This window comes from Paenibacillus tarimensis (assembly GCF_021532315.1).
GTDB lineage: Bacteria > Bacillota > Bacilli > Paenibacillales > Paenibacillaceae > Paenibacillus_I > Paenibacillus_I tarimensis.
This window is the reverse complement of sequence record NZ_JAKGAO010000027.1, coordinates 69,835-91,313: the sequence shown is the minus strand read 5'-3', so window position 1 is coordinate 91,313 and position 21,479 is coordinate 69,835. Positions and strand designations below refer to the sequence as shown.

Here is a 21,479-nt window from a genome sequence, read left to right as displayed (position 1 = left end):
GAGAGTGTGTTCGGCCAAATCAAAAATAACCGGGGTTTCCGACGTTTCCTGCTTCGAGGCTTACAAAAAGTAAGTCTAGAGGTCGGGTGGCTTTCGCTTGCCCACAATTTGCTCAAGAAAGCCGCAATTGATCGAAAACAGAGAATGGCGCCACGGGGATAAGACCCTGTGACGCCATTCTTACTGTTAATACGATGATTATGGGGCTCAAAGGTCAAATTTAATGAACCTTTTGAGTCAGCCTCTTTTGTTTTGCAAGAACACCTCGGGCCTTTGAAATATTAATTGAACTGTCTGCCGACACAAAGTAAAATGGCAACAATACATATGATTAAAGAGGGACTCATCACACAGCGAAGAGTGCCGTATTGTTCTGTATGTATCTTGATCGATGGTTCATGTCGATCGTTTGCTCGCTGATTGTGCTGCTTAATGGAGTATATGTCATCAGAAAGTTGGCTTCGATAGATATATCGGTTATTGGGGAGGCGGCTTTCAATCAGTTCAAAACGACCATGCTGATCCATGTATCCGGCCTTTCGGGTGAGATGCAGCTGGCTGCGGAACGGACGAGCCAAAATGCAGACAGCGGGCTTGAGCTGGTCAGTCAGCGGCGGGAGAAGTCATCCAAGGCGGTAACCCATACCACTGCGGCAGCCGGAGACAGGCGAGCTTTTCCAGACCATTAACGGACATCTGCATGTCGTGAAGACGAAGATTGGCTCTGTCCATAACAATGTGGAAGACATCCTCTCAGCCAACACCAGGATTAATGAAGCCATCACGACGATTTCGGCTGTCTCCGAGGAGACTTTGGCAAGTACGGAGGAAGCAACCTCCGTCATGGAGCAGTATGCCGCAGAAGCGCAGCGGGCCAAGGGCTTTGTCGAGGAGCTGCTTCATACTTCTAAGGAGATGAAGAGGCTGAACATCCGCCAGTAGAGCGAAATTAGTACAAGGAGGCTGTAATTATTTCGAAAAAAGCAGTAATAGTAAATACTTTGTCGATTCTTGTCGGTGCAGTCGCCGTATATTTATATACAATCAGTACGCCCATAAAAGTGGATGCGGAGAGAGCCGCGGTAAGCTTTATTGCCAATGATCCTTCCTCCACCGAGCCGACGACGATCAAAATTAAGGGAACATTATACAGGCCGTTATTTAAACAACACAAATTTATAGGTACGATCACGATTGATGGCTTTGAGTTTACGAAAACCAACCCCACATTTGATCTCTTTGTCAATCAGCGTGATGGTGGGATCAATATGGGGGTATTAGCTTATTATTTGTCAAAGAAGCCGCATACGATTAATTACTCGGGCTTCATGTATTTTGATAAAGATTTCGAAATGATCAATATAGCATCAGAAGCCAGTTGGAGAGGCGGTACCGAACCAGGTAATCTATTTATTGTTACGGCAGAGAATTACGAACAAGCCATTCAGGTACAAAATCAGATGAGGGAACAATTTAATGATGACAAGTCTTTTGTACCCTGAGCTATAAACAATAATTTCTCCGCATCATAGAAACAAAAGAGAAACCTTCCCTTAGGTAACGACATTACCAAGGAAAGGTTTCTTTTCGCTGCGGCAGAGATCGCTTTTGTCACACACAAGAACAGGGGTGTCTCAAGCCATCTTCCGATGGCTTATGAGACACCCCTGCGTTAGCATTTCACTACATATTGTTGATCATTTGACGCAGAACAGTCTGCAGGATACCGCCGTTGCGGTAGTAATCCACATCCACCATCGAGTCCAGACGTACCGTTACTGTGAACTCGAAGGTTGTGCCGTCCTCGCGGGTTGCCTTCACGGTTACCTTCTCACCCGGCTGTACCTGGTTGGACAGACCGATGATATCGAAGGTTTCCGTTCCGTTGATGCCCAGAGTGGACCAGCCTTGACCCTCCTGGAACTGCAGCGGCAGAACGCCCATGCCGACCAGGTTGGAGCGGTGAATCCGCTCGAAGCTCTCTGCGATGACCGCTTTGACGCCCAGCAGGAAGGTTCCCTTCGCCGCCCAGTCACGGGAGCTGCCTGTGCCGTATTCCTTGCCGGCGATGACAACGAGGTTCGTGCCGTCCGCCTGATACTTCATCGAAGCATCATAGATGGACATCACTTCGCCAGTCGGCAGGTACTTCGTAACGCCGCCCTCAGTGCCAGGCGCAACCTGGTTGCGGATCCGGATGTTGGCGAACGTACCGCGCATCATCACTTCGTGATGGCCGCGGCGGGAGCCGTACGAGTTGAAGTCCTTCTTCTCGACGCCGTGAGCGAGCAGGTATTCGCCCGCCGGGCTGTCCGGCTTGATGTTGCCTGCAGGCGAGATATGGTCCGTCGTGACGGAATCGCCGAGCAGCGCCATTGCCTTCGCGCCTTTGATATCCTCGATATCGGCAACGCCGTCCGTAACATTCTCGAAGAACGGCGGATTGGCGATGTAAGTGGACTTCTTATCCCACTCGTATGATTCGCCTTCTGGTACCGGGATCGTATTCCAGCGCTCGTTCTGAGTGAAGACATGCTCATATTTGGCACGGAACATATCCGGTGTCAGGGACGCTTGCGTTGCCTCTGCAATTTCAGCATTAGTCGGCCAGATATCCTTCAGATAAACCGGCTGACCGCTTGGATCATGACCGATCGGGTCATTCGCCAGATCGATGTTCACTGTACCGGCAAGCGCATAAGCGACGACGAGCGGCGGAGATGCCAGGTAGTTCGCTTTCACCTGGGCATGCACGCGGCCTTCGAAGTTCCGGTTACCCGACAGGACAGCCGCTACCGTCATATCGTTGTCGGCGATTGCCTGGCTGACTTCGTCAGGCAGCGGGCCGGAGTTGCCGATACAGGTTGCGCAGCCATAGCCCGCGACATGGAAGCCGAGCTTCTCAAGCGGCTCAAGCAGGCCGGCTTTGAGCAGGTAGTCGGTTACGACAAGGGAGCCAGGCGTAAGCGAGCTCTTCACGTACTCCGGCTTCACAAGGCCGCGCTCAACAGCCTTTTTTGCCACAAGGCCGGCACCCAGCATTACAGTCGGGTTAGAGGTGTTCGTACAGCTGGTGATTGCAGCAATAACAACTGCGCCAGTACCCATTTTGCTCGTTTTGCCGTTCGGGTGCTTCACTTCAACGACTTCTTCAATCTTGTCGTCGGAGAGGCCGTATCCGCCCTTCTCAATCGGTGTGCGGATAATATTATTGAACGCTTCCTTCATGTTCGTCAGCTCGATGCGGTCCTGCGGACGCTTCGGTCCAGCAAGGCTCGGTACGATCGTGGACAGATCCAGCTCGATTACATCGGTGAAGACCGGATCTGGCGTTTCATCGGTGCGGAACATGTTCTGCGCCTTGTAGTAAGCTTCGACCAGCTCAATCTGCTCTTCGCTGCGGCCGGTTTGGCGCATGAAATCAAGAGTAATGGCATCAACCGGGAAGAAGCCGACGGTTGCGCCGTATTCCGGTGCCATATTGGCAACCGTTGCACGGTCAGGCAGGCTGATGTTGGACAGACCAGGCCCGAAGAATTCGACAAACTTGCCGACAACGCCCTTCTTGCGGAGGATTTCCGTGACGGTCAGCGCAAGGTCAGTAGCCGTCGAGCCTTCTGCCAGTCTGCCGGTCAGCTTGAAGCCGATAACCTCAGGTGTGACAAAATAGAGCGGCTGTCCCAGCATGCCGGCTTCCGCCTCGATACCGCCTACGCCCCATCCGACAACGCCAAGACCGTTGATCATGGTGGTGTGGGAGTCCGTACCTACGAGGGAGTCCGGGAACACAACGGTTTCGTCGTCAATAGTCTTGGTGGCAGCTACCGAAGCCAGATACTCCAGGTTAACCTGGTGGACGATACCGGTTGCAGGAGGAACGGCACGGAAGTTGTCAAATGCAGTCTGTGCCCAGCGCAGGAAGCGGTAGCGCTCGCCATTGCGTTCAAATTCAATACGTTCATTATATTCAAGCGCATCCGGCGTACCGAACGCGTCAACCATTACCGAGTGGTCGATAACCAGATCGACAGGAACGAGCGGGTTGATTTTCTTCGGATCGCCGCCTGCCTTCTTAACGGTATCGCGCATAGCTGCGAGGTCCACGACAACTGGAACACCAGTGAAGTCCTGCAGTACGATACGGGCAGGAATGAATGGAATTTCCTTATCCTCGCGGCCGTTCGCCCAGCCTGTAAGCTGCTTCACATGGTCAGCGGTAATCGCACGGCCGTCGAATTGCCGGATAGCTGCCTCAAGCAGTACTTTAATGGAGAAGGGGAGTTTGGAAATCGGACCGAGGCCCTGCTCCTCGAGACCGTCCAGCCTGTAGTAAGCATACTGCTTGCCTTCGACCTGAAGGTTCGAGCGGACCGAGTAGTGGTCTTGTTTTGCCATGGTTTGAAAACGCCTCCTTAGAATATGTTCAGGTAAGCCTGCTCGCGATCCTGCATAAACCGGTCCCACAAGGGAAGGGAGATGGATTATGCTTCCCTTTGTTTCACAGAGTGAAACACGATTTCAAAATCGCTCATGATATAAGTATATCGTTTTTTAGGTGCAGTAGTAAAGAGCGATTTTCTTCATGGGACTGCCTGTTTCTTCATATAATTGAACCATTGTTCGCCGTCCGCTGCAACCTGCGGAGCGGCGGGCGTGAGCAGCAGCTGGTCCAGCCGACTACCGGGGAACAGCAGCTTCAAAGGAGGTTCTCGCATGCCTGCAAAACAGGTTAAGGCACCGGAGAATGATAGATTGAAGGGCTGGAAGGCCGCCGTTTATGAATATGTTAAGCTTGTCAATCAGGCGGGTATCGAGCCGCTCCGCAGTGATGCGGAGCAGCTGATTGCCGATCTGGCTTGTCTGCAGCGCATCGAGCTGATGCGTACAAGGGTCCGGCAGCGGGAGCAGCAGCGCGGGGCTGACGCGATGCGGCAGGAGACACGTGTAAGGCTGCTAGGCATACAAGAACAGCCGCAGGGGCTCTCAGTTGACCTGGAGCGCTGGATCAAGCGGCTCATCCGCCAGGGGTCTGCCGTCTATACGGAGGAGCGGGTGGAGCAGGAGCGGCTGCTCCTGGAAGGCAGCCAGGACAGCTGGCAGATTACCAGGGTTGAGCCATCGCAGGGTGAAAGGATAGCGAAGGAGGCAGGCGTACAGGCCGACAGGGGCCCTGGGACATCGCGAAGCACAGCGGCTGCAGTGCATGGACACAGCCAGGAGTCTCCAAACGGCCAGCGGACCGGACAGCATATAACGGGAGCGCCGGAGCGTCACTGGCATTCGGGGACCCGGTGGGAAACAGGCGATATGCCGGCTAAGCCCTTGGCTTTACCTTATATTAATTATGAACTGCTGCATGATTTCAATAACCGGGACCCGGAAATCCCTTACCGCCGGGATTTGGCAGCCGCATATGCCGACAGATGGTGGAATGAATCCAATCCTGCTTATGAGCTGTTTGACGTTAACTGTACCAATTACGTATCCCAGTGTGTCTTTGCAGGCCATGCCCCGATGAACTATACTGGTAGAAGAGAATCGGGCTGGTGGTATAAGGGCCGGATGGACGGCAGAGAATGGTGGAGCTACAGCTGGTCGGTGTCGAATGCGCTTGCCGGCTACCTGTCCGGTGACAGGCTGCAAGGACTCAGGGCTGAAGTAGTGCGCTCACCGGAGCAGCTGCAGCTGGGCGATGTAATCGCTTATGACTGGGACGGCAGCGGCCGGTACGGGCACAGCACGATTGTGACCGCATTTGACCGTCAGGGGATGCCGCTTGTGAATGCCAACACCGTCTCAAGCCGCCACCGCTACTGGGATTACAAGGATTCCCACGCCTGGTCGGAAGCCACCCGTTATCGCTTCTTCCACATAGCAGACTATTTCTAAAGCGCCAATTCTTGATGAGAGGCCGCATGCATGGGATAGGAACGAAGTGGATATTTTACTAACCGGAGGACCATCATGGGGGAGAAAATAAAGGTTGGACTGCTGTACGGCGGCAAGTCGGGCGAGCATGAGGTTTCGCTGCAGACAGCGCTGGCGGTGATGAAAGCATTTGATTATACCAAGTACGAAATTAAACCTTTCTATATTACCAAGCAAGGAGAATGGCGTTCGGGTGCACCGCTGCTGCAGGCTCCTGAGGAGGTTGCGCAGCTCCGTTTCGGGGAAAGCGGCACAGATAATGCGCTTGTGCCGCTGTTTACCGGCCTAACGGAGAAAGCAGGGAACGATCGGACAGCTGTATCAGGTGTAGATGTTATGTTCCCGCTGCTGCACGGCACATTTGGCGAGGATGGCACGGTCCAGGGACTGCTGGAGATGGCCAATCTGCCTTATGTCGGCGCAGGGGTACTGGCCAGTGCGGTCGGTATGGACAAAATCATGATGAAAAAGGTGTTCGCCCAGGAAGGGATTCCGCAGTGCGCTTACCGGTACTTCAACCGGACGCAGTGGCAGAAGGACCCCCATTTCTTCGTGATGGAAGTGGAAGTGTCGCTAGGCTATCCCTGCTTTATCAAGCCGGCTAATCTTGGTTCAAGCGTAGGGATTTCCAAGGCGAAGAACCGTGAGGAACTGTTAAAGGCGATTGACTATGCATTCCGCTTCGACCGTAAGGTTATCGTGGAAGAATTCGTGGATGCGCGAGAGATTGAAGTCAGTGTACTCGGCAATGACGAGCCCCGCGCATCGGTGCCGGGCGAGGTTGTGTCGTCGGGTGACTTCTATGATTATAACGCCAAGTATATTGACGGAAAATCGGTCATGCAGATTCCCGCACAGCTGCCTGATGAAACGGCGGAAGCTGTTCGTGAGATGGCAGTCCGCGCTTTCCTGGCGATTGACGGGTCCGGCTTGTCCCGTGTGGACTTCTTCATGCGTAAGGAAGACGGGAAGCTGCTGATCAACGAAGTGAATACGATGCCGGGCTTTACGCCGTTCAGCATGTATCCGCTGATGTGGAAGGAAACGGGGCTCTCGTATCAGGAGCTGCTGGATAAGCTGATTCAGCTGGCGCTCGAACGCCATGCCGAGAAGCAGCAAATCGATTATACCGGCGGCACGGAATAAGCAAACAGGGCCGGACGCACTTAGGGAAGTGCGGTCCGGTTTCCGTTTAATGGCACTTATTATCCAAGGGAGGCGACAGGTATGGGATTCGAAACGGAGTTTAACTCGGTATGCAAGTTTAAGTCTGAGCAGGAGTTGTACGAGCTGCTGGAATACGGCAAGGGCAAGATGGTCAAGAGCGGCTTCCGCGTCTTTCCGACCGGGCAGAAGGTCATTGCGTACGCGCCAGACAATCAGGCCATCGCTATCGTGAAAATTTCGGCCTCCATTGCCGAGATCAACTTTCAGGGTGAGGAAGTGACCCAGGTGGAGATGCAGCTGGTCCGCAAGCTGACCGAGGAGGAAGCGCGGGTTCAGACGGCGCTGGCGTACGAGATGTTCTTCGGGGATCGCTCATGATCGTCCGCTTCGGCTTCGTCGCGATGAGTGTCCTGCTTGAGAATGCATCACCGTCCCGAACGATGACATACGCAAACTTTACAAAACTGGCCGACCGGGAAGCGGCGCTTCGCAAGCTGGAGCGGATTACGGAAGAAAATTTGAAGAATGCGCTGCGTGTGCTCCGGCATGCGGCAGCCCACGACATAAGGATGTACCGGTTCTCCTCAAAAATCATCCCGCTGACCACCCATGAGGGGCTCAGTGACTGGGACCCTTACCGGAATGCAGATGTAAGAGAAGCCTTTGCCAAGGTGGGGGAGTTTGCGAGGGACAAGCATATGCGGGTGTCCTTCCACCCTGACCATTTCTGCGTGCTCAACACGCCAAAGCCGGATGTTCTGCAAAGCTCTATACGCGATATGAATTACCATATCCGGATGCTGGAGGCAATGGGGCTCGACGAGCGGGCCAAATGCAACATCCATGTCGGCGGCTCATACGGCGACAAATGCGTATCGGGTGACCGGTTTGTCGACCAATTCGGCGAGCTCGATGCCAAGCTGCGCAGCAGGGTAACGCTCGAGAACGATGATAAAACCTTTAATACGCAGGAGACCCTGGAGATTGCTGAGCGTGCCGGGGTGCCGATGGTATTGGATATTCACCATCATGCCGTGAACGACGGTGGGATTACCGAGGAGCAGCTGCTTGGCGATCTGTGGCCGCGCATCGTGCAGACATGGGAGCGTGAGAACGACCGGCTGGCCTCGACTGGCCAAAGGGATGGGGAACAGTCTGATGCCACCGTAATCCCGGATGAGCAACCGGCTGAAAGTGAGCTGTTCCTGCCGCCGAAGATTCACGCTTCGAGCCCGAAGAGCACGAAGGACCCGCGCGGTCATGCTGACCATGTCGACTATGAGCCGCTGCTCCGCTTCCTGCAAGGGGCTGCTTCCTCCTGCAAACGGCTGGACGTCATGCTGGAGGCCAAACGCAAGGACGAAGCGCTTATGCGCCTCATGGAAGATTTCCGGTCAGCTGAACAGCGGGGGGAAGCGGTCCGGGTGCTGGACGGTGCGACGATTGTGATACCAACCTGATGCGGGCAGGCTATGCTTGAATGATGAGATAAAATCCAGTACGTTGAACAAGAAGGGTTACATGTAACGCGTTATCGGTTTAAAGGGTATTAGAGGAGAACCAGGGCTTAAATGCCGGTACAGTTATCGTATTGCCGGGGTGCGGCAGGGTTTTCGTCAGACCGTGGACGTTATTCGTAAACACCGTCAGGGCTTCTTGGCGGTTTTTTTTCCCCAATAGGTGATACGGGCGGTAGCTGGTTGAAACAGCGGGCGGCTGGGGATGCTGGTAATAACGGCTGACTGTGCGCGGATATCCGAACTTGTCCGTACTTAGAAGGTGTGAGCATATGATTGAGATTATACTGCTGGTCCTGCTTGGACTGCTGGCTGCCGTATTCGGCAGTATAGTAGGTTTAGGCGGCGGAATTATTATTGTCCCTTCACTGATGCTGCTCGGTCCGGTTCTTACCGGCGGTGAAATCAGCCATGCAGCAGCGGTGGGGACCTCGTTGGCTGTGCTAATTGTCACAGCACTTGCCTCTACATTGTCGTATACCAAGAAGAAGCGGGTAGACTTCCGGATCGGCTGGATGCTCTTCATCAGCAGCGGCCCGGCAGCCATGCTTGGATCAGCCGTCACAGGACGGCTTCAGGGCGGTTGGTTCCAGCTTATGTTTGGCGTATTCATCCTCCTGATGGCTGGACTGCTGATTGCGCGGGATTATATTAAGCCATCGGCTAAGATCTGGCCTATCAGCAGAACGTATGTGGACCAGCAGGGACAGAGTCACGAGTACGGCTTTGCCCTCCTGCCCGGGCTGCTGGTGGGATTTGGTGTCGGGCTTGTGTCCGGTCTCTTCGGTATAGGGGGCGGTTCACTGTTTGTTCCGGTTATGGTCCTCTTATTCCGCTTTCCGCCGCATGTGGCGACGGCAACTTCAATGTTTGTCATATTTCTGTCATCCATACTGGGCAGCGGAGTTCATGCGGTCATCGGTGAAACGGACTGGAGACTGGTGCTGGCACTTATTCCTGGTGCATGGATTGGCGGGAAGGTTGGCGCCTACATAGCCGTCCGAATGTCAGGTAAAGGCTTGCTGTGGCTGCTGCGCGTAACCCTGTTTATTCTCTCGGCACAGCTGATTATTGAAGGCTTGACCCAAATTTAGGCGCTGCGGGCCGGGCTAAGAGGCGAAACTTGGCCATGCAGGAGACGTATACTAGTTAGTGAACGGTAGATTAGGTAGCGTGGATGATATAAACAGAAAGAAGTGATGATAAGTGAGTGATGAAGTTCAAGAACCAATCGTGGGACGGAAGAGCTTTGCAGCCGTCGCCATCAACTGCGCGGCGAAAGCGGGGGAATGGATAAAGACGAAGTTAGGCAGTTATGTGAGCCTCAATATGAAATTCTCGCAGCATGACCTGGTGACCGAAATAGATAAGGGTTCGGAGACGATGATCCGTAACCTGATCATGACGCATTTTCCGGATCACTCTTTTCTGGGTGAAGAAGGGGTAGAGCCTGGACCAAACGCCTCTCTGGAAGCGCTTGACAATGTAAAGGAGGCTGAGTATCTGTGGATTGTTGATCCGATCGACGGTACGACGAATTTCGTCCACGGCTTCCCGTTCTTTGTGGTATCCATAGCTTTGGCGTATAAGGGTGAAATCATACTTGGTGTTGTCTATGATCCTTCACGTGATGAGCTCTTCATCGCCGAGAAGGGCAAGGGAGCCTATGTGCACGGTCGCAGAATGCGGGTATCGCAGGAGAAGGCGGTACGTGAGAGTTTGCTGGCAACCGGATTCCCGGCCGACCATCAGCAGGCGCTGCCGCTGAATATGAAGCAGCTTCAGTACGTAGCTCCGAAAGCTCGTAATATCCGTGCTTCGGGTTCAGCCGCACTGCATATGGCTTATGTAGCTGCCGGCCGGCTGAGCGGCTTCTGGGAGATGGGACTTCACCCATGGGATCTGGCGGCAGGCTCACTGCTGATCCAGGAGTCCGGCGGAAGGGTAACCGGTCTGAACGGTGAGGAGTATCATCTGGGAATCAAGGATGTTGTTGCGACAAGCGGCAGTATCCATGACGAGCTGCTCACTCTGCTTCAGGAAGCGGGTAAATAGATAAAGCTTGTTGCTATTCGTTCCGGTTGATTCTTTGGGTAAAGGTGCAATATAAGCAGGGATGAACAGTTTCCGAGCTTGTCATCAAGGGAGTGATCGTTGATGAAGGAATCCGATAATCGGGAGAGTCAGGACATGGACCCGGAACAGGAGCAGGGTAGTGAACTGGAGCAAGAGCTGGCAGGCCGTCTGACTGATGGGCCTGTAGAGGAAGACAGGGACCGCGAAGCCCGCCTTAAAGCGAAGCTTTCGCCCAAATATGAGGTCCGGATTCAGTCCATGCATGACCCAATCGTAGAAGAGACCAAGCGGTTCCGCAGCATCGCCCGCGAGATCGACGACCGCTATGACCGCTATATGGAGCGGACAGAGCGGCAGAATGAACAGGACAATGAAGGCAAGTAACAAAACAAGGCGCTGCACATGCAGCGCCTTGTTTTGTTAATGAAGAGCGACAGGGAGCCTGGCTGGCTTAGAAGGAGGCGCCCTGACTTTAACTTAGCCAGCCTGTCTAGCCTTGGCGCCTTCGCGCTGCTCCTTGGCGGACTGCTGGGAATTGTCGCGGTCCTGGACGGCATGCGGCTGGGAACCGGTCTTTGCACCTTCGGACTGCTTGTCGTTCATCCGGCAGGAACCGTTCAGCACAGCACCGTCCAGTATGATTAGAGCCTTGGCTGCGACGTTGCCGTGCAGCTGGCCGGAAGAAGTGATGGTGAGCCTGCCGGTAGTCTGGATGTCTCCGTATACCTTGCCCGCAATCGTGACGTCCCGTGCTTCAATATTGGAGCGGGCCACGCCGCATTCCCCGATAATGACATCGCCTTTGCAGGTAATATCACCCCGGTATTCGCCCTCCACACGCAGTCCTGCTTCGCAGCTAATCTTGCCCTCTGCGACTGTGCCCTGGCCAATTAATGTGTCGGTTACCGAAAGCCGCTTGCTGGAATGGTCTTTGAACATGGTTAGTCCTCCTTTACTAGCCTGAGATATTTTAACGGGTTGACGGGCTCGTCGTGCTGCATGATTTCAAAATGAAGGTGAGGCCCGGTGCTGCGGCCGGTTGAGCCAAGCAGACCGATTTTCTCGCCCCGCACGACGCTTTCCCCTTCCTTCGCTTCTCGTTGGCTTAGATGCATATAGACCGTTTGGAGTCCTCTCCGGTGTTTAATGATAATATAATTGCCCTTGCCCGAATCGTAGCCGCTCTCCGTAACAGTTCCATCTGCAGCAGCGAAGACGGCGTCCCCGGTGCTGCCGGCGATATCAATCCCTGCGTGGAAGGTGGATTTACGGGTAAAGGGATCGGTCCGGTAGCCGAAGCCGGATGTCATACGCTTGGAGGTTGTGGGCCACCCGGTTGGAACGGCATTTGCCGCAGCCTGCCGGAGCTTAGCCTGCTTCAGCGAGTATTCCATAGCCTCTTCCATATCGTTAATCATGGCGGTCAGCTGCCGAAAATCCGGCTCATCGCCATTCAGCATGGCAATCATCTGATCTGCTGTTTCTCCAGCGGACGGCGGAGCAGCCGAGGGCAGGGAGGCTGCCGTTATGGAGGAAACGGCAGCTGCGGCTGCAGGGGGAAGAGCCGGTGCCGACGCGCCGGTAGGAGCTTCTCCTCCGTAAGTTTCGATGAAGCTCTTAAGCCGGCTCTCGAGCTCGTACAGATCCTGGAGCTTGGCCTTCATCTCCTCGGTATGCTCGGACAGCTCGGCAACATTTTCTTCCAGCTCTTCGATATGACTGTCCTTCTCTTCGACAGTTGCTTCCCAGGCGGATGACTGCTGCTCGAGCTGCTCTTCAAGCTCCCCGATCAGGTGGGCGGAGCGCATCTGTAGGGTGATAAAGCAGCCGGATACGGCAAGCAGGGCAGCGGCTGGGGCAGCAATCATGGAGCGTTTGGATACTTGAAACTGTTTGACATTTTTGTCTGCGCCACGAATAACCATCAGCGACCATTTGCCTGATCTGGCTCTTCTCAACATGCATCTCCTTCCAGCCGGCTCATCATGTTTGAACGTTCTATAGCTATTTATTCTTGAAAGCTCTAAAACATGCCAACAAAATAGAAGTAATAGATGTCTGAATAAGCAGGAGACAGCCCCTTGCAGGCATGTCTGTAACGCAGCCGCCGTTTTTTGGGTACAATAATGACAGGACTGTGAAGGAGGCGGGAAACATGTTCTGGTTTACAATTGCACTGCTTATCTTCATCTTTCAGATCGCCACTATTCTCATTCTTGAATTCCGCCGTCCCGCCAAATCGGTAGCCTGGATTCTAATCTTGTTTGTACTCCCGGTGATCGGCTTTGTAATGTACTATTTCCTTGCAAAGGAATACCGGAACCGGCATAAGATCCGCAAGCGCGGCATACCGCCGGAGGAGGTCAGGCTAACGGCCCTCAGGCGCAGCAAGCTGATCCACCGGCCGTCTGATATGACTAACCGGGATTACTTGCACCAGGAGAGGCTGTTCCATCTGCTGCATCATTTTACGGATTCCCCGATAACCGGCTGCAATAAGGCAGAGGTCCTCACGGACGGGCAGGCAACCTTCGATGCGATAATTGCAGCAATTGAGAAGGCCGAGCATCATGTGCATATGGAGTACTATACGATCCGCCACGATGAGATCGGCTGCAGATTCAAGGAGCTGCTTATCCGCAAGGCGAAGCAGGGGATCAAGGTCAGGCTGATCTATGACGGGGTGGGAAGTTACGAGCTTAGCAGTGAATACATAAGGGAGCTTGAGCAAGCGGGCGTGGAGACCGAATGCTTCTTGACACCGCGTATCGCTTTTTTTGATAAGCGTATTAACTATCGGAATCACCGCAAAATTGCCATTATCGACGGGACAGTAGGTTTTATCGGGGGTATTAATATCGGGGATGAGTACTTAGGCAAAAATCCGAAGCTGGGCTATTGGCGCGACACACATGTCAGGCTTGAAGGCGACTCGGTTTATTACCTGCAGGAGGTATTCCTGAAGGACTGGTGGTTCACGGCAAGGGAGAAACTGTCTGACCCCGAGTATCTGCCGCTGCATCATTGCAGCAGCGATGAGCAGGTGCAGATTGTCTCCAGCGGACCGAACAGCGGATTGGAAGAAATCCTGGAATGTGTGTTTGCGGCTCTTGCAGCGGCGAAGAAACGTATCTATATCGCTACGCCGTACTTCATTCCGGATGAAAGCTTGCTGATGGCGCTGCGAACGGCGGCTTTGAGCGGTGTGGATGTGAGAATCATAATTCCGGGTGTATCGGATTCGAAGCTTGTGCTGGCTGCCAGCTTATCTTACGTAGAGGAATTAATGGCGGCCGGGGTACGTGTGTACCGGTATGGAAAGGGCTTCATGCACGCAAAGGTGCTGCTTGTCGACCATCTGCTCGCTTCGGTTGGGACAGCTAATATGGATCAGCGGAGCTTCTACAGTAACTTTGAGATCAACGCGCTGCTGTTCGATCCTAAGCCGATGAAGAAGATCGAGGAAGATTTTATAGAGGATTTGGCGAATTCGCATGAGCTTAGTCTGTATGAGATCCGTTCCCGGCCGCTGCGCAGCCGGTTCGGACAGGTAGTCGCGCGGATGCTGTCACCGCTGCTTTAGTGATTTCAGCCTGTGCGCGGGATAGCGTCCAGCGACGCTCACCCTTTACGTGTAATGAAATCAAGCAGTGCGCGGATGTTCTGTGCCGGTACACGATCCAGCAGATCGCCATGCTTTGCCAGCCTCTCTCCGATGGTGTGAAGATTGTAGTCGGCGGGATGCACGCCTTCGCGAACCTCTTCCCAGTAGAGAGGAGTCGAGACGGAGGCCGCTTGGCGAGCCCGCGGCGTATAAGGGGCGGACAAGGTTTTGCCTTGATAGTGCTGAAGATAATCGAGGTAGATCAGGGCTCCTCTATTCTTCTTCAACCGTTCAACCGTGAACAGCTCAGGATGCGCCCGGGCAAGATATTCTCCGATGAACTGGCCAAACAGCCGAAGCTCGTCAAAGGTTAAATCGGGTTCTACAGGGACTATTATCTGGACGCCGGTTGCGCCTGACGTCTTGGGGACCGACTGAAGCCCGAGCGAGCGCAGCAGTTCTCCAGCCAGCCATGCGGCTCTCATAATGCGCGGCTCCTCATCGAGTGAGGGATCGATATCAAGAATCCACTCCGTCGGCTGCTCGGGCTGCCCGATCCGGTCGAAGGATGCATGGAACTCCAGACAGGCCAGGTTTCCCAGCCAGATCAGAGTCGGCAGCGAATCCAGATGAACATACTGGATGCCTCCCTGCTCCGCGATCCGCACATAGGGCGGAACGGGCTCCGGGCAGTTCTTCTGGTAGAATGATTTGCCATGAATGCCGTTCGGGTAACGGATTGTGGTCAGATAGCGGCCTTGACAATGCTTGAGCAGGTAAGGCGCTAATACGGCCAGCTTTTCCAGATAGACAAGCTTCGTAATGCCTGCCTCCGGCCACAGCAGCTTCTCGGGATTACTGATCGAGATATCATGGCCGCCGATATTTACGGTGCCTTTTGTTTTGACTGGCATGCTTTCCTCACCGTCCTTCCTGTCTTCCGAATCCGGCCAGCTGGGGATGGCGAAGCAATCCGGCCGATGTCATCTCCAGCCCCGTTACCGTGCAGACGAAGGGCTGCTTCAGCCACACGACATTCTCGCCCTTCAGCTCCTGCGGCAGCCTCCCCAGCGGGTTTGCCTCAGTTGGTTGAAGCTGGCCGCCTGCCTGGATACCGCTCAGCAGCAACTGCTTCATCTGCTCGTTTAATCCCAGGGAAACGCTGCCGATGAAGCTGCCGTCCAGCGCCATAATCAGACTGGCCACCCGGTTGTCCCTCAGCTTGATGCCTACAATATTAACCTCAAGCAGCAGGGCTGTCTTCTTCTTCAGCCAGTCGCGGTGCTTCTTCCCTTCACGGTAGGGTGAAGACTTCCGCTTGCTGACGACCCCTTCCCAGCCATTCTTCTCCACCCACTGCCATAAGGCTTGTCCATTATCAAACATGTCTGTGACCAGCATCATGCCCGCCCGCTTGGGCCACTTCTTCTGAAGCAGCCTGTACCGTTCTTCATAGGGGAGTGAACGCAGGTCCCGGCCCTGATCATGCAGCAGATCAAACAAGACATACAGCAGACCATGCTGATCCTGGCCTGCCTGCCTTCCGGGCCCGCGCATTCGCTCCCGCTGCAGCACCTTTTGAAAGACTGGCCTGCTGCTGTCCCAATAGACCAACTCGCCGTCCAGCAGGCAGGAGCCGAGCTGCCCGGAGACTTCCTTCAGCATGGCCGCAAGCTCCGGGTAGGTGCTGTTCTTTGCCAGCAGCTGCTTCGAATACAGCTCAACACCGCCTGCTCCGTCAAGCCTGGCCAGCATGCGTACTCCGTCCCACTTGAGCTGGTAGCACCAGTCACTCCCTGCAGGGAGGGATTCTTCCCGGATGGGTGCCATCGGCTCGGCCGGCAGGGGTGGCCATCCGGTACCGGTGCTAACCGCCGCCGCTGGGGCAGCACCTTCAAGAGCCGGCGGCGTATTTCTTTTCCCGGCCATGGTCAGGAGACAGTCTCCTTAGCCTTCTTCTTGCCGCCTTTACGCGGTTTTGGAGAAGGCTCAATGTCGCCTGCGGCATTAATCGTTAATGGTTCTTCCGCATCCGCGACTGTTTTACGCCGACCGGATATGCCCTCTTCCGCGTTAATAAGCGCTTCCGCTGCTTCCTCGGCCGCTTCCGCTGCCGCCTTCTTGTCACCTTTGGCTCGCTTCTTGTCCTTGGCAGCACCCTTATCTGCCGCGGCGGAAGGCTCTGCCGCAGGTACACTGACGGCCTCCAGGCTCGCCTGAAGGGCAGCCATCAGATCCACGACGTTGGTGCGCTGCTGCTCAGGAGCGACATGAATCTCCTCGCCCGCGATTTTGGCCTGGATCATCTCCATCAGCCGTGACCGGTAATCGTCGGTGTACTTATCCGGTTCAAACGGTGATGACAGCTGCTCGATCAGAAGTGACGCCATGCTGAGCTCCTTCTCGTTGGCGGAGACGGCTTCCGGCAGACCGGGAACCTGTGAGATCGGCCGGATTTCATCGGGATAGAAGATCGTTTCCATAGCCAGACAGTTATCCATAACCCGGATGGCAGCGAGACTGCTCTTGGAACGGATTGATATCTTCGCAATTCCGATCCGGCCCGACTGCTTCATGGCTTCGAGCAGAAGGTTATAAGCATTGCCGCCTGCCTGATCGGGTGAGAGGTAGTAGGTTTTCTGAAAATAAATCGGGTCGATTTCCTCCAGATCGACGAAGTCCAGAATCTGTATTGTCTTCGTGGCATCTGTGGTCAGCTGCTCCAGCTCCTCCTTCTCAAACCGCACGAACCGTCCCTTCTCGTATTCGTAGCCTTTGACGATATCCTCAGCGTTCACATCGACATTGCAGTTTTGGCACTGCTTGACATAACTGATCGGTCCCCCGCATGTCTTATGGAGCATGCGCATGGAGATATCCTTGTCTTCAGTAGCGGAGAACATCTTGATTGGAACATGGACAAGTCCAAAGCTGATGGCACCCTTCCAGACGGTATGCATAATTTACGGCCTCCTTCAGTAGATAAGTTTGCAATAATGTGCTGAATGAATAAGGACTTACCCGGCTGACTCTTTCGTTACAAGTGTTCCCTGAATGCATGAAATCCAACCGGAAAGGGCATATTTTTACCCAGTACCCTAAACGCCTGTAAGGAGGATTTCAGTTATGGTTGAAGCAGGTAATTCATCATCCGGCCAGCAGGCAGCCAAGGATGCCAAGAACGAGGGCCGAGATGATCATTTTATGGATATTGACCGCATGACTAATGAAGGATTGGGCGGCGGCCAAGTAACGGTGCATAATGCCCTGATTGGTGAAACGACAACCGATACCATGGATGAACCGCAAGAGTAGATAGGTATGCCCTCAAGGCTTTAGACAAGGAGGAATAAGAGATGAACGTAGAACGTGCACTGGAAATTATAAATGCCAAGGAAACATATCCTGTTCATTATCTAGGCGACTCGGTATGGATCGATGAGGTGGATGCGGGTAACGGAACGGCAACCGTGCAGGTGCTGGATGACCGGAAAGAAACCCAGAAGGTGCCAGTAGATAAACTAACAGAGCCTGCACGTTAACAGACGGAAAGCCTCAATGCGGAGGGAGGATAACGCAAGTGAAGAAAATTATAACCATTATCAGCGGCGTGAGCCTCATACTGATGGCAGCTTGCACGAATACCAATACCGGACCTTCGGGTATGGAGCTGCGCCAGCAGATGCGGAAGGAGATCAGGCAGGAGCACAGTGCACCAGTTCCTGAGCAGGGTAGGTTGCAGCAGGAGGAAAACTCTGGGGGTGGAGCTGGCGTGAACCGGACGAGTCAGCAATCGGCCGGGGCGGACAGCAGTCTGATGCGATTACAAGCATCGACACCGGAGCTTGAGGATGGTCTTGAAGAGCAAATCCGGGAGCCTGCTCCGATGTCGCTTGCCGATCTGCACCGCAAATACCCGAGCACGTTCGTGCTCAGCGGCTCAGAGGGCCGGAGGGAAGTTGCTTTAACCTTTGACGATGCGCCTGATGCCGTGTTTACACCGCTCGTCCTCGACGCGCTGAAGAAAGCCGGTGTCAAAGCGACGTTCTTCTGTGTAGGCAACCGGATTGAAGCGCACCCTGATGTGATGCGGAGAATTGTAGCAGAGGGCCATGTCGTAGGGAACCATTCGTACAGCCACCCGAACTTTATTAAGCTGTCAGACGCGCGGTTCCGGGAGGAAATTCAGAAGACAGACCGGCTGGTTAAAGCGTATACCGGGTATGCACCGAGCTTTGTCCGTCCTCCGTACGGCAACATTTCTGAGGAACAGATCAAATGGCTGGCTAGCAATAAGCGCCGGGTGGTAAACTGGAATGTTGATTCGCTGGATTGGAAGAACCTGAACCGTGAGCAGGTGGCCGTTAATGTGCTTGCCCATATCGGGCCGGGAGCCATCGTTCTGCAGCATTCAGGCGGAGGAGTGGGCCAGGATCTGACCGGTACCGTACAGGCGGTTCCAGAGATTGTGGCCAAGCTCAAGAGAGACGGGGTTCGTTTCGTTACGATACCCGGAATGCTTGGAATTCCCCAATAGCCCTTGGGGTGAGAGGGCGACCCGTAAACACAACAGCGCCGTCTGAATTGCCTCTCCGGCAACGCATACGGCGCTGTTCTGCTTTTTTATTTGGGACAATCTGGGTGTGAGGCTTGCGCGTCCAACTGCTGCGGGTAGCATCCAACTTATGCTGCGGCTGAGGTTCTGCGGGTTTGGTTCGTTTACGGCTCATTTCGTGTAACACTCCTTAACAGAAAGATTGATTAGTGATTCTACTCTAGTGTACGTCATGCAGAGGCATCTGACAATGCACTTAGCAGTTAGCATTCTCCATTCCTCTCATGTACGGTACAATAGGAAAAGACACGATATGAGGAGGAGTGGCTTACGGTACGACAGCAGCATACAGGCTTATCCAAGCTGGAGATTTTTACACGGATTGTATTCATTACTATTGGCGCATTATTGATGGCGGTATCACTTGAGATTTTCCTGGTGCCTAATGAAATTATTGATGGCGGAATCACCGGTATTTCCATTATGCTCTCTGAGCTCACACCGCTTCCGCTCGGACTTTATCTGTTCCTTATCAATCTGCCGTTTCTGTTTCTTGGCTATAAGCAAATCGGCAAGACGTTTGCAATGTCTACCCTGTATGGGGTAGCGGTATTATCCATTAGTACATATCTGCTCCACTATGTTAAACCGGTCGAAATCACAGAAATACTAGCTGCTATATTTGGCGGCGTTATCCTTGGAATCGGGGTGGGTCTTGTCATCCGTTTTGGCGGTTCACTCGACGGGACAGAGATTGTCGCGATTTTGATCAGCAAGGCGTCCCCCTTCTCGGTTGGAGAGATTGTCATGTTTTTCAATCTGTTCATCCTGCTGAGCGCCGGCTTCGTGTTCAACTGGGAAAGTGCCATGTACTCTATTCTAGCGTACTTTATTGCCTACAAGACGATGGATGTGACCATAGAAGGCCTGGATGAGTCCAAGTCGGTTTGGATCATCAGCGATGAGCATGAGGAGCTTGGGGCTGCAATCATAAGCCGACTGGGCCGGGGTGTGACGTATATGCACGGTGAGGGCGCCTTCACTGGTGACAACAAGAAGGTGATCTTCTGTGTGATAACCCGTCTGGAAGAAGCCAAGCTGAAGTCGATTGTGCAGGAGCTCGACCCTAGTGCCTTCCTGGCTATTGGCAATATTCATGATGTCCGGGGCGGCCGTTTCAAGAAGAAGGATATTCACTAGTCTGCAGGGCAGCCCGTCGTCCGCATTGGTGGATGCGCTGCCCTGCTTTGTTGCGGGTTGAGGGGCGTATCGCTATAATTAAAGGCAAAATACCGCATATTGCCGCGGTCTATCTCAGAATGAACGGGTGAAGGGCAGTCATGGAACTTAGGAATAGCGAAGAATTGGAGTGGACAGCCTGGGACCCGCCCGGGACAATCCGTTTGGCTGAAGAGCTTGCAGCCCGGTCAGTTCCAGGGACTGTAATTACACTCGACGGTGATTTGGGGGCCGGAAAAACGTTCTTCTCGCAGGCCTTCGCGAGGGCGATCGGTGTTGCGGGGGTCGTTAACAGCCCTACTTTTACAATAATCAAGGAGTACGAGGGGGCTGTCATGCCCTTTTATCATATGGATGTATACCGGCTCTCCCAAATGGAGGCCGATGAGCTTGGGCTCGATGATTATTTTTACGGCGAGGGCGTAACGATCGTGGAATGGGCAAGCCTGATTCCGGAGCTGCTGCCGGATAACCGGATTGAGCTGTTTATTTCACTGATTGAGGATGACGGCCGCCGGTTCCGGATTAGGGGGCTTGGGGAGCCATACACGCATTGGTGCAGGCAGCTGCAGGAGAAGGAGGGTCAGGTATGACAGTACAGCAAGAAGGAGTTTACAAGGAGGGTTCACCTGTCATTCTGGCGCTCGATACTTCGACGGCGGCTTTGGCGGCGGCTGTCGTTCACGGCGGGAACACGCTGGCGGACATTCAGTCGTTTGCTGAGCGGAACCATTCCGTTCTGACCGTATCGAAGGTTCAGCAGCTGCTTCTTGAAGCGGGACTGGACGCATCCGGCGTAGACGGAATTACTGTGGGTCAGGGACCGGGCTCCTATACCGGCATGCGGATTGCTGTAACGGTCGGCAAGACGCTGGCCTGGGTGTGGGACAAGCCGCTGATTGGCGTATCCAGCCTTGAGGCGCTCGCTTATGGAGCGTTCCGTGAGGGCTCGGAGGCTCAGCTTGAGGGAACGACGAAGCAGTGGTATATCCCGCTGATGGATGCCCGAAGGGGACAGGTGTACAGCGGTCTGTTCGAAGCGGGTGCTGAGGGCTGGCAGCGCCGTCGCCCGGATGGAATCCGCTTGATGCGGGAGTGGGTGGATGAGCTGCTGGAGCTGGCTTTACAGGAAACGCCAGCCATCATTCGAATAGGGGGCGACCCTTCGTTGCATGAGGAAGAGGCCGAGCGCTTGGCAGCTTCATTAACCGGTACACCGGTAGAAGTCCGGATTGCGGCAAGCAGTATGGAAGGACGCTCGCTGGGCATGCTGGGGGCAGAGCGCCTGCTTCGCGGTGAACAGGATGACGTTCACAGCTTTGTACCTAATTACACACAGCTTGCGGAAGCGGAAGCCAAGCTTGCCGCCGCCAGGCAGCAGGGGGGATGAGGA

The 21,479-nt window shown here is 54.1% G+C and carries 24 protein-coding genes; 18 read left to right on the top strand and 6 right to left on the bottom strand.

Features of this window, described 5'->3' with window-relative positions; translation table 11 throughout:
- From L1N82_RS20490 to L1N82_RS20475, 4 genes are all read left to right on the top strand, one after another.
- Window positions 1-162: transposase (locus tag L1N82_RS20490; RefSeq protein WP_235289329.1), on the top strand; the 162-nt coding region annotated here is incomplete at its 5' end.
- A gap of 215 nt (window positions 163-377) precedes the next feature.
- Window positions 378-689 carry a hypothetical protein gene (locus L1N82_RS20485; RefSeq protein WP_235289323.1) on the top strand — a complete coding sequence of 104 codons (312 nt, stop codon included), beginning with the start codon at window positions 378-380 and terminating at the stop codon, window positions 687-689.
- Window positions 690-705: 16 nt separating this feature from the next.
- Window positions 706-942 (top strand): hypothetical protein, encoded by a 237-nt coding sequence (locus tag L1N82_RS20480; protein WP_235289322.1) that lies wholly within the window; start codon window positions 706-708, stop codon window positions 940-942.
- A gap of 59 nt (window positions 943-1,001) precedes the next feature.
- Complete coding sequence (locus L1N82_RS20475; RefSeq protein ID WP_235289321.1) at window positions 1,002-1,502, top strand: hypothetical protein; 501 nt, start codon at window positions 1,002-1,004, stop codon at window positions 1,500-1,502.
- A gap of 181 nt (window positions 1,503-1,683) precedes the next feature.
- On the opposite strand, the gene acnA is transcribed toward L1N82_RS20475, so the two are convergent.
- Complete coding sequence (gene acnA / locus L1N82_RS20470; protein ID WP_235289320.1) at window positions 1,684-4,395, bottom strand: aconitate hydratase AcnA; 2,712 nt, start codon at window positions 4,393-4,395, stop codon at window positions 1,684-1,686.
- Window positions 4,396-4,713: 318 nt separating this feature from the next.
- Between acnA and L1N82_RS20465 the strand changes: the two genes are divergently transcribed.
- The 7 genes from L1N82_RS20465 to L1N82_RS20435 all read left to right on the top strand — a co-directional run bounded on the left by L1N82_RS20465 (window position 4,714) and on the right by L1N82_RS20435 (window position 11,072).
- Window positions 4,714-5,889: an amidase domain-containing protein gene (locus L1N82_RS20465; protein WP_235289319.1), complete on the top strand. Its 1,176-nt coding sequence runs from the start codon at window positions 4,714-4,716 to the stop codon at window positions 5,887-5,889.
- A 75-nt stretch (window positions 5,890-5,964) separates the two neighbouring features.
- Complete coding sequence (locus tag L1N82_RS20460; protein ID WP_235289318.1) at window positions 5,965-7,074, top strand: D-alanine--D-alanine ligase; 1,110 nt, start codon at window positions 5,965-5,967, stop codon at window positions 7,072-7,074.
- 81 nt (window positions 7,075-7,155) lie between these two features.
- Window positions 7,156-7,473 (top strand): intracellular growth attenuator family protein, encoded by a 318-nt coding sequence (locus tag L1N82_RS20455; protein WP_235289317.1) that lies wholly within the window; start codon window positions 7,156-7,158, stop codon window positions 7,471-7,473.
- Window positions 7,470-8,555 (top strand): UV DNA damage repair endonuclease UvsE, encoded by a 1,086-nt coding sequence (uvsE, locus tag L1N82_RS20450; protein WP_235289316.1) that lies wholly within the window; start codon window positions 7,470-7,472, stop codon window positions 8,553-8,555. The genes L1N82_RS20455 and uvsE overlap by 4 nt, the downstream gene beginning before the upstream one ends.
- Before the next feature lie 329 nt (window positions 8,556-8,884).
- On the top strand, window positions 8,885-9,706 hold the full coding sequence (locus tag L1N82_RS20445; protein WP_235289315.1) for a sulfite exporter TauE/SafE family protein: 822 nt from the start codon (window positions 8,885-8,887) through the stop codon (window positions 9,704-9,706).
- A 112-nt stretch (window positions 9,707-9,818) separates the two neighbouring features.
- The gene (locus tag L1N82_RS20440) at window positions 9,819-10,667 is read left to right on the top strand and encodes an inositol monophosphatase family protein (protein ID WP_235289314.1); all 849 of its coding nucleotides are present in this window, start codon (window positions 9,819-9,821) and stop codon (window positions 10,665-10,667) included.
- Between the two features lie 102 nt (window positions 10,668-10,769).
- Window positions 10,770-11,072: a hypothetical protein gene (locus L1N82_RS20435; RefSeq protein ID WP_235289313.1), complete on the top strand. Its 303-nt coding sequence runs from the start codon at window positions 10,770-10,772 to the stop codon at window positions 11,070-11,072.
- 93 nt (window positions 11,073-11,165) lie between these two features.
- Here the strand turns inward: L1N82_RS20435 and L1N82_RS20430 are convergent, their stop codons facing one another.
- Complete coding sequence (locus L1N82_RS20430) at window positions 11,166-11,627, bottom strand: bactofilin family protein (protein ID WP_235289312.1); 462 nt, start codon at window positions 11,625-11,627, stop codon at window positions 11,166-11,168.
- A gap of 2 nt (window positions 11,628-11,629) precedes the next feature.
- A complete protein-coding gene (locus L1N82_RS20425) occupies window positions 11,630-12,646 on the bottom strand; it encodes a M23 family metallopeptidase (protein ID WP_235289311.1) in 1,017 nt (338 codons plus the stop codon).
- A 197-nt stretch (window positions 12,647-12,843) separates the two neighbouring features.
- Between L1N82_RS20425 and cls the strand changes: the two genes are divergently transcribed.
- On the top strand, window positions 12,844-14,271 hold the full coding sequence (cls, locus tag L1N82_RS20420; protein ID WP_235289310.1) for a cardiolipin synthase: 1,428 nt from the start codon (window positions 12,844-12,846) through the stop codon (window positions 14,269-14,271).
- Between the two features lie 38 nt (window positions 14,272-14,309).
- Here the strand turns inward: cls and ligD are convergent, their stop codons facing one another.
- Genes ligD through ku form a run of 3 tightly spaced genes read right to left on the bottom strand, consistent with a single transcriptional unit; the run spans window position 14,310 to window position 17,252 of the window.
- Window positions 14,310-15,206, bottom strand: a complete 897-nt coding sequence (ligD, locus tag L1N82_RS20415) for a non-homologous end-joining DNA ligase (RefSeq protein WP_235289309.1) — start codon at window positions 15,204-15,206, stop codon at window positions 14,310-14,312.
- A gap of 7 nt (window positions 15,207-15,213) precedes the next feature.
- Window positions 15,214-16,221, bottom strand: a complete 1,008-nt coding sequence (locus L1N82_RS20410) for an ATP-dependent DNA ligase (protein WP_235289308.1) — start codon at window positions 16,219-16,221, stop codon at window positions 15,214-15,216.
- Between the two features lie 2 nt (window positions 16,222-16,223).
- Window positions 16,224-17,252, bottom strand: coding sequence for a non-homologous end joining protein Ku (ku, locus tag L1N82_RS20405; RefSeq protein WP_235289307.1), 1,029 nt, complete (start codon window positions 17,250-17,252; stop codon window positions 16,224-16,226).
- A gap of 166 nt (window positions 17,253-17,418) precedes the next feature.
- Between ku and L1N82_RS20400 the strand changes: the two genes are divergently transcribed.
- The 6 genes from L1N82_RS20400 (at window position 17,419) to tsaB (ending at window position 21,476) form a co-directional block, all read left to right on the top strand.
- Window positions 17,419-17,607 carry a hypothetical protein gene (locus L1N82_RS20400; RefSeq protein ID WP_235289306.1) on the top strand — a complete coding sequence of 63 codons (189 nt, stop codon included), beginning with the start codon at window positions 17,419-17,421 and terminating at the stop codon, window positions 17,605-17,607.
- 41 nt (window positions 17,608-17,648) lie between these two features.
- Window positions 17,649-17,834, top strand: a complete 186-nt coding sequence (locus tag L1N82_RS20395; RefSeq protein ID WP_235289305.1) for an H-type small acid-soluble spore protein — start codon at window positions 17,649-17,651, stop codon at window positions 17,832-17,834.
- A 38-nt stretch (window positions 17,835-17,872) separates the two neighbouring features.
- Window positions 17,873-18,829 (top strand): polysaccharide deacetylase family protein, encoded by a 957-nt coding sequence (locus L1N82_RS20390; RefSeq protein ID WP_235289304.1) that lies wholly within the window; start codon window positions 17,873-17,875, stop codon window positions 18,827-18,829.
- Between the two features lie 381 nt (window positions 18,830-19,210).
- The gene (locus L1N82_RS20385) at window positions 19,211-20,047 is read left to right on the top strand and encodes a YitT family protein (protein WP_235289328.1); all 837 of its coding nucleotides are present in this window, start codon (window positions 19,211-19,213) and stop codon (window positions 20,045-20,047) included.
- A 140-nt stretch (window positions 20,048-20,187) separates the two neighbouring features.
- A complete protein-coding gene (tsaE, locus tag L1N82_RS20380) occupies window positions 20,188-20,679 on the top strand; it encodes a tRNA (adenosine(37)-N6)-threonylcarbamoyltransferase complex ATPase subunit type 1 TsaE (protein WP_235289303.1) in 492 nt (163 codons plus the stop codon).
- Window positions 20,676-21,476, top strand: a complete 801-nt coding sequence (gene tsaB, locus L1N82_RS20375; protein WP_235289302.1) for a tRNA (adenosine(37)-N6)-threonylcarbamoyltransferase complex dimerization subunit type 1 TsaB — start codon at window positions 20,676-20,678, stop codon at window positions 21,474-21,476. The genes tsaE and tsaB overlap by 4 nt, the downstream gene beginning before the upstream one ends.
- Window positions 21,477-21,479 lie beyond the last annotated feature (3 nt).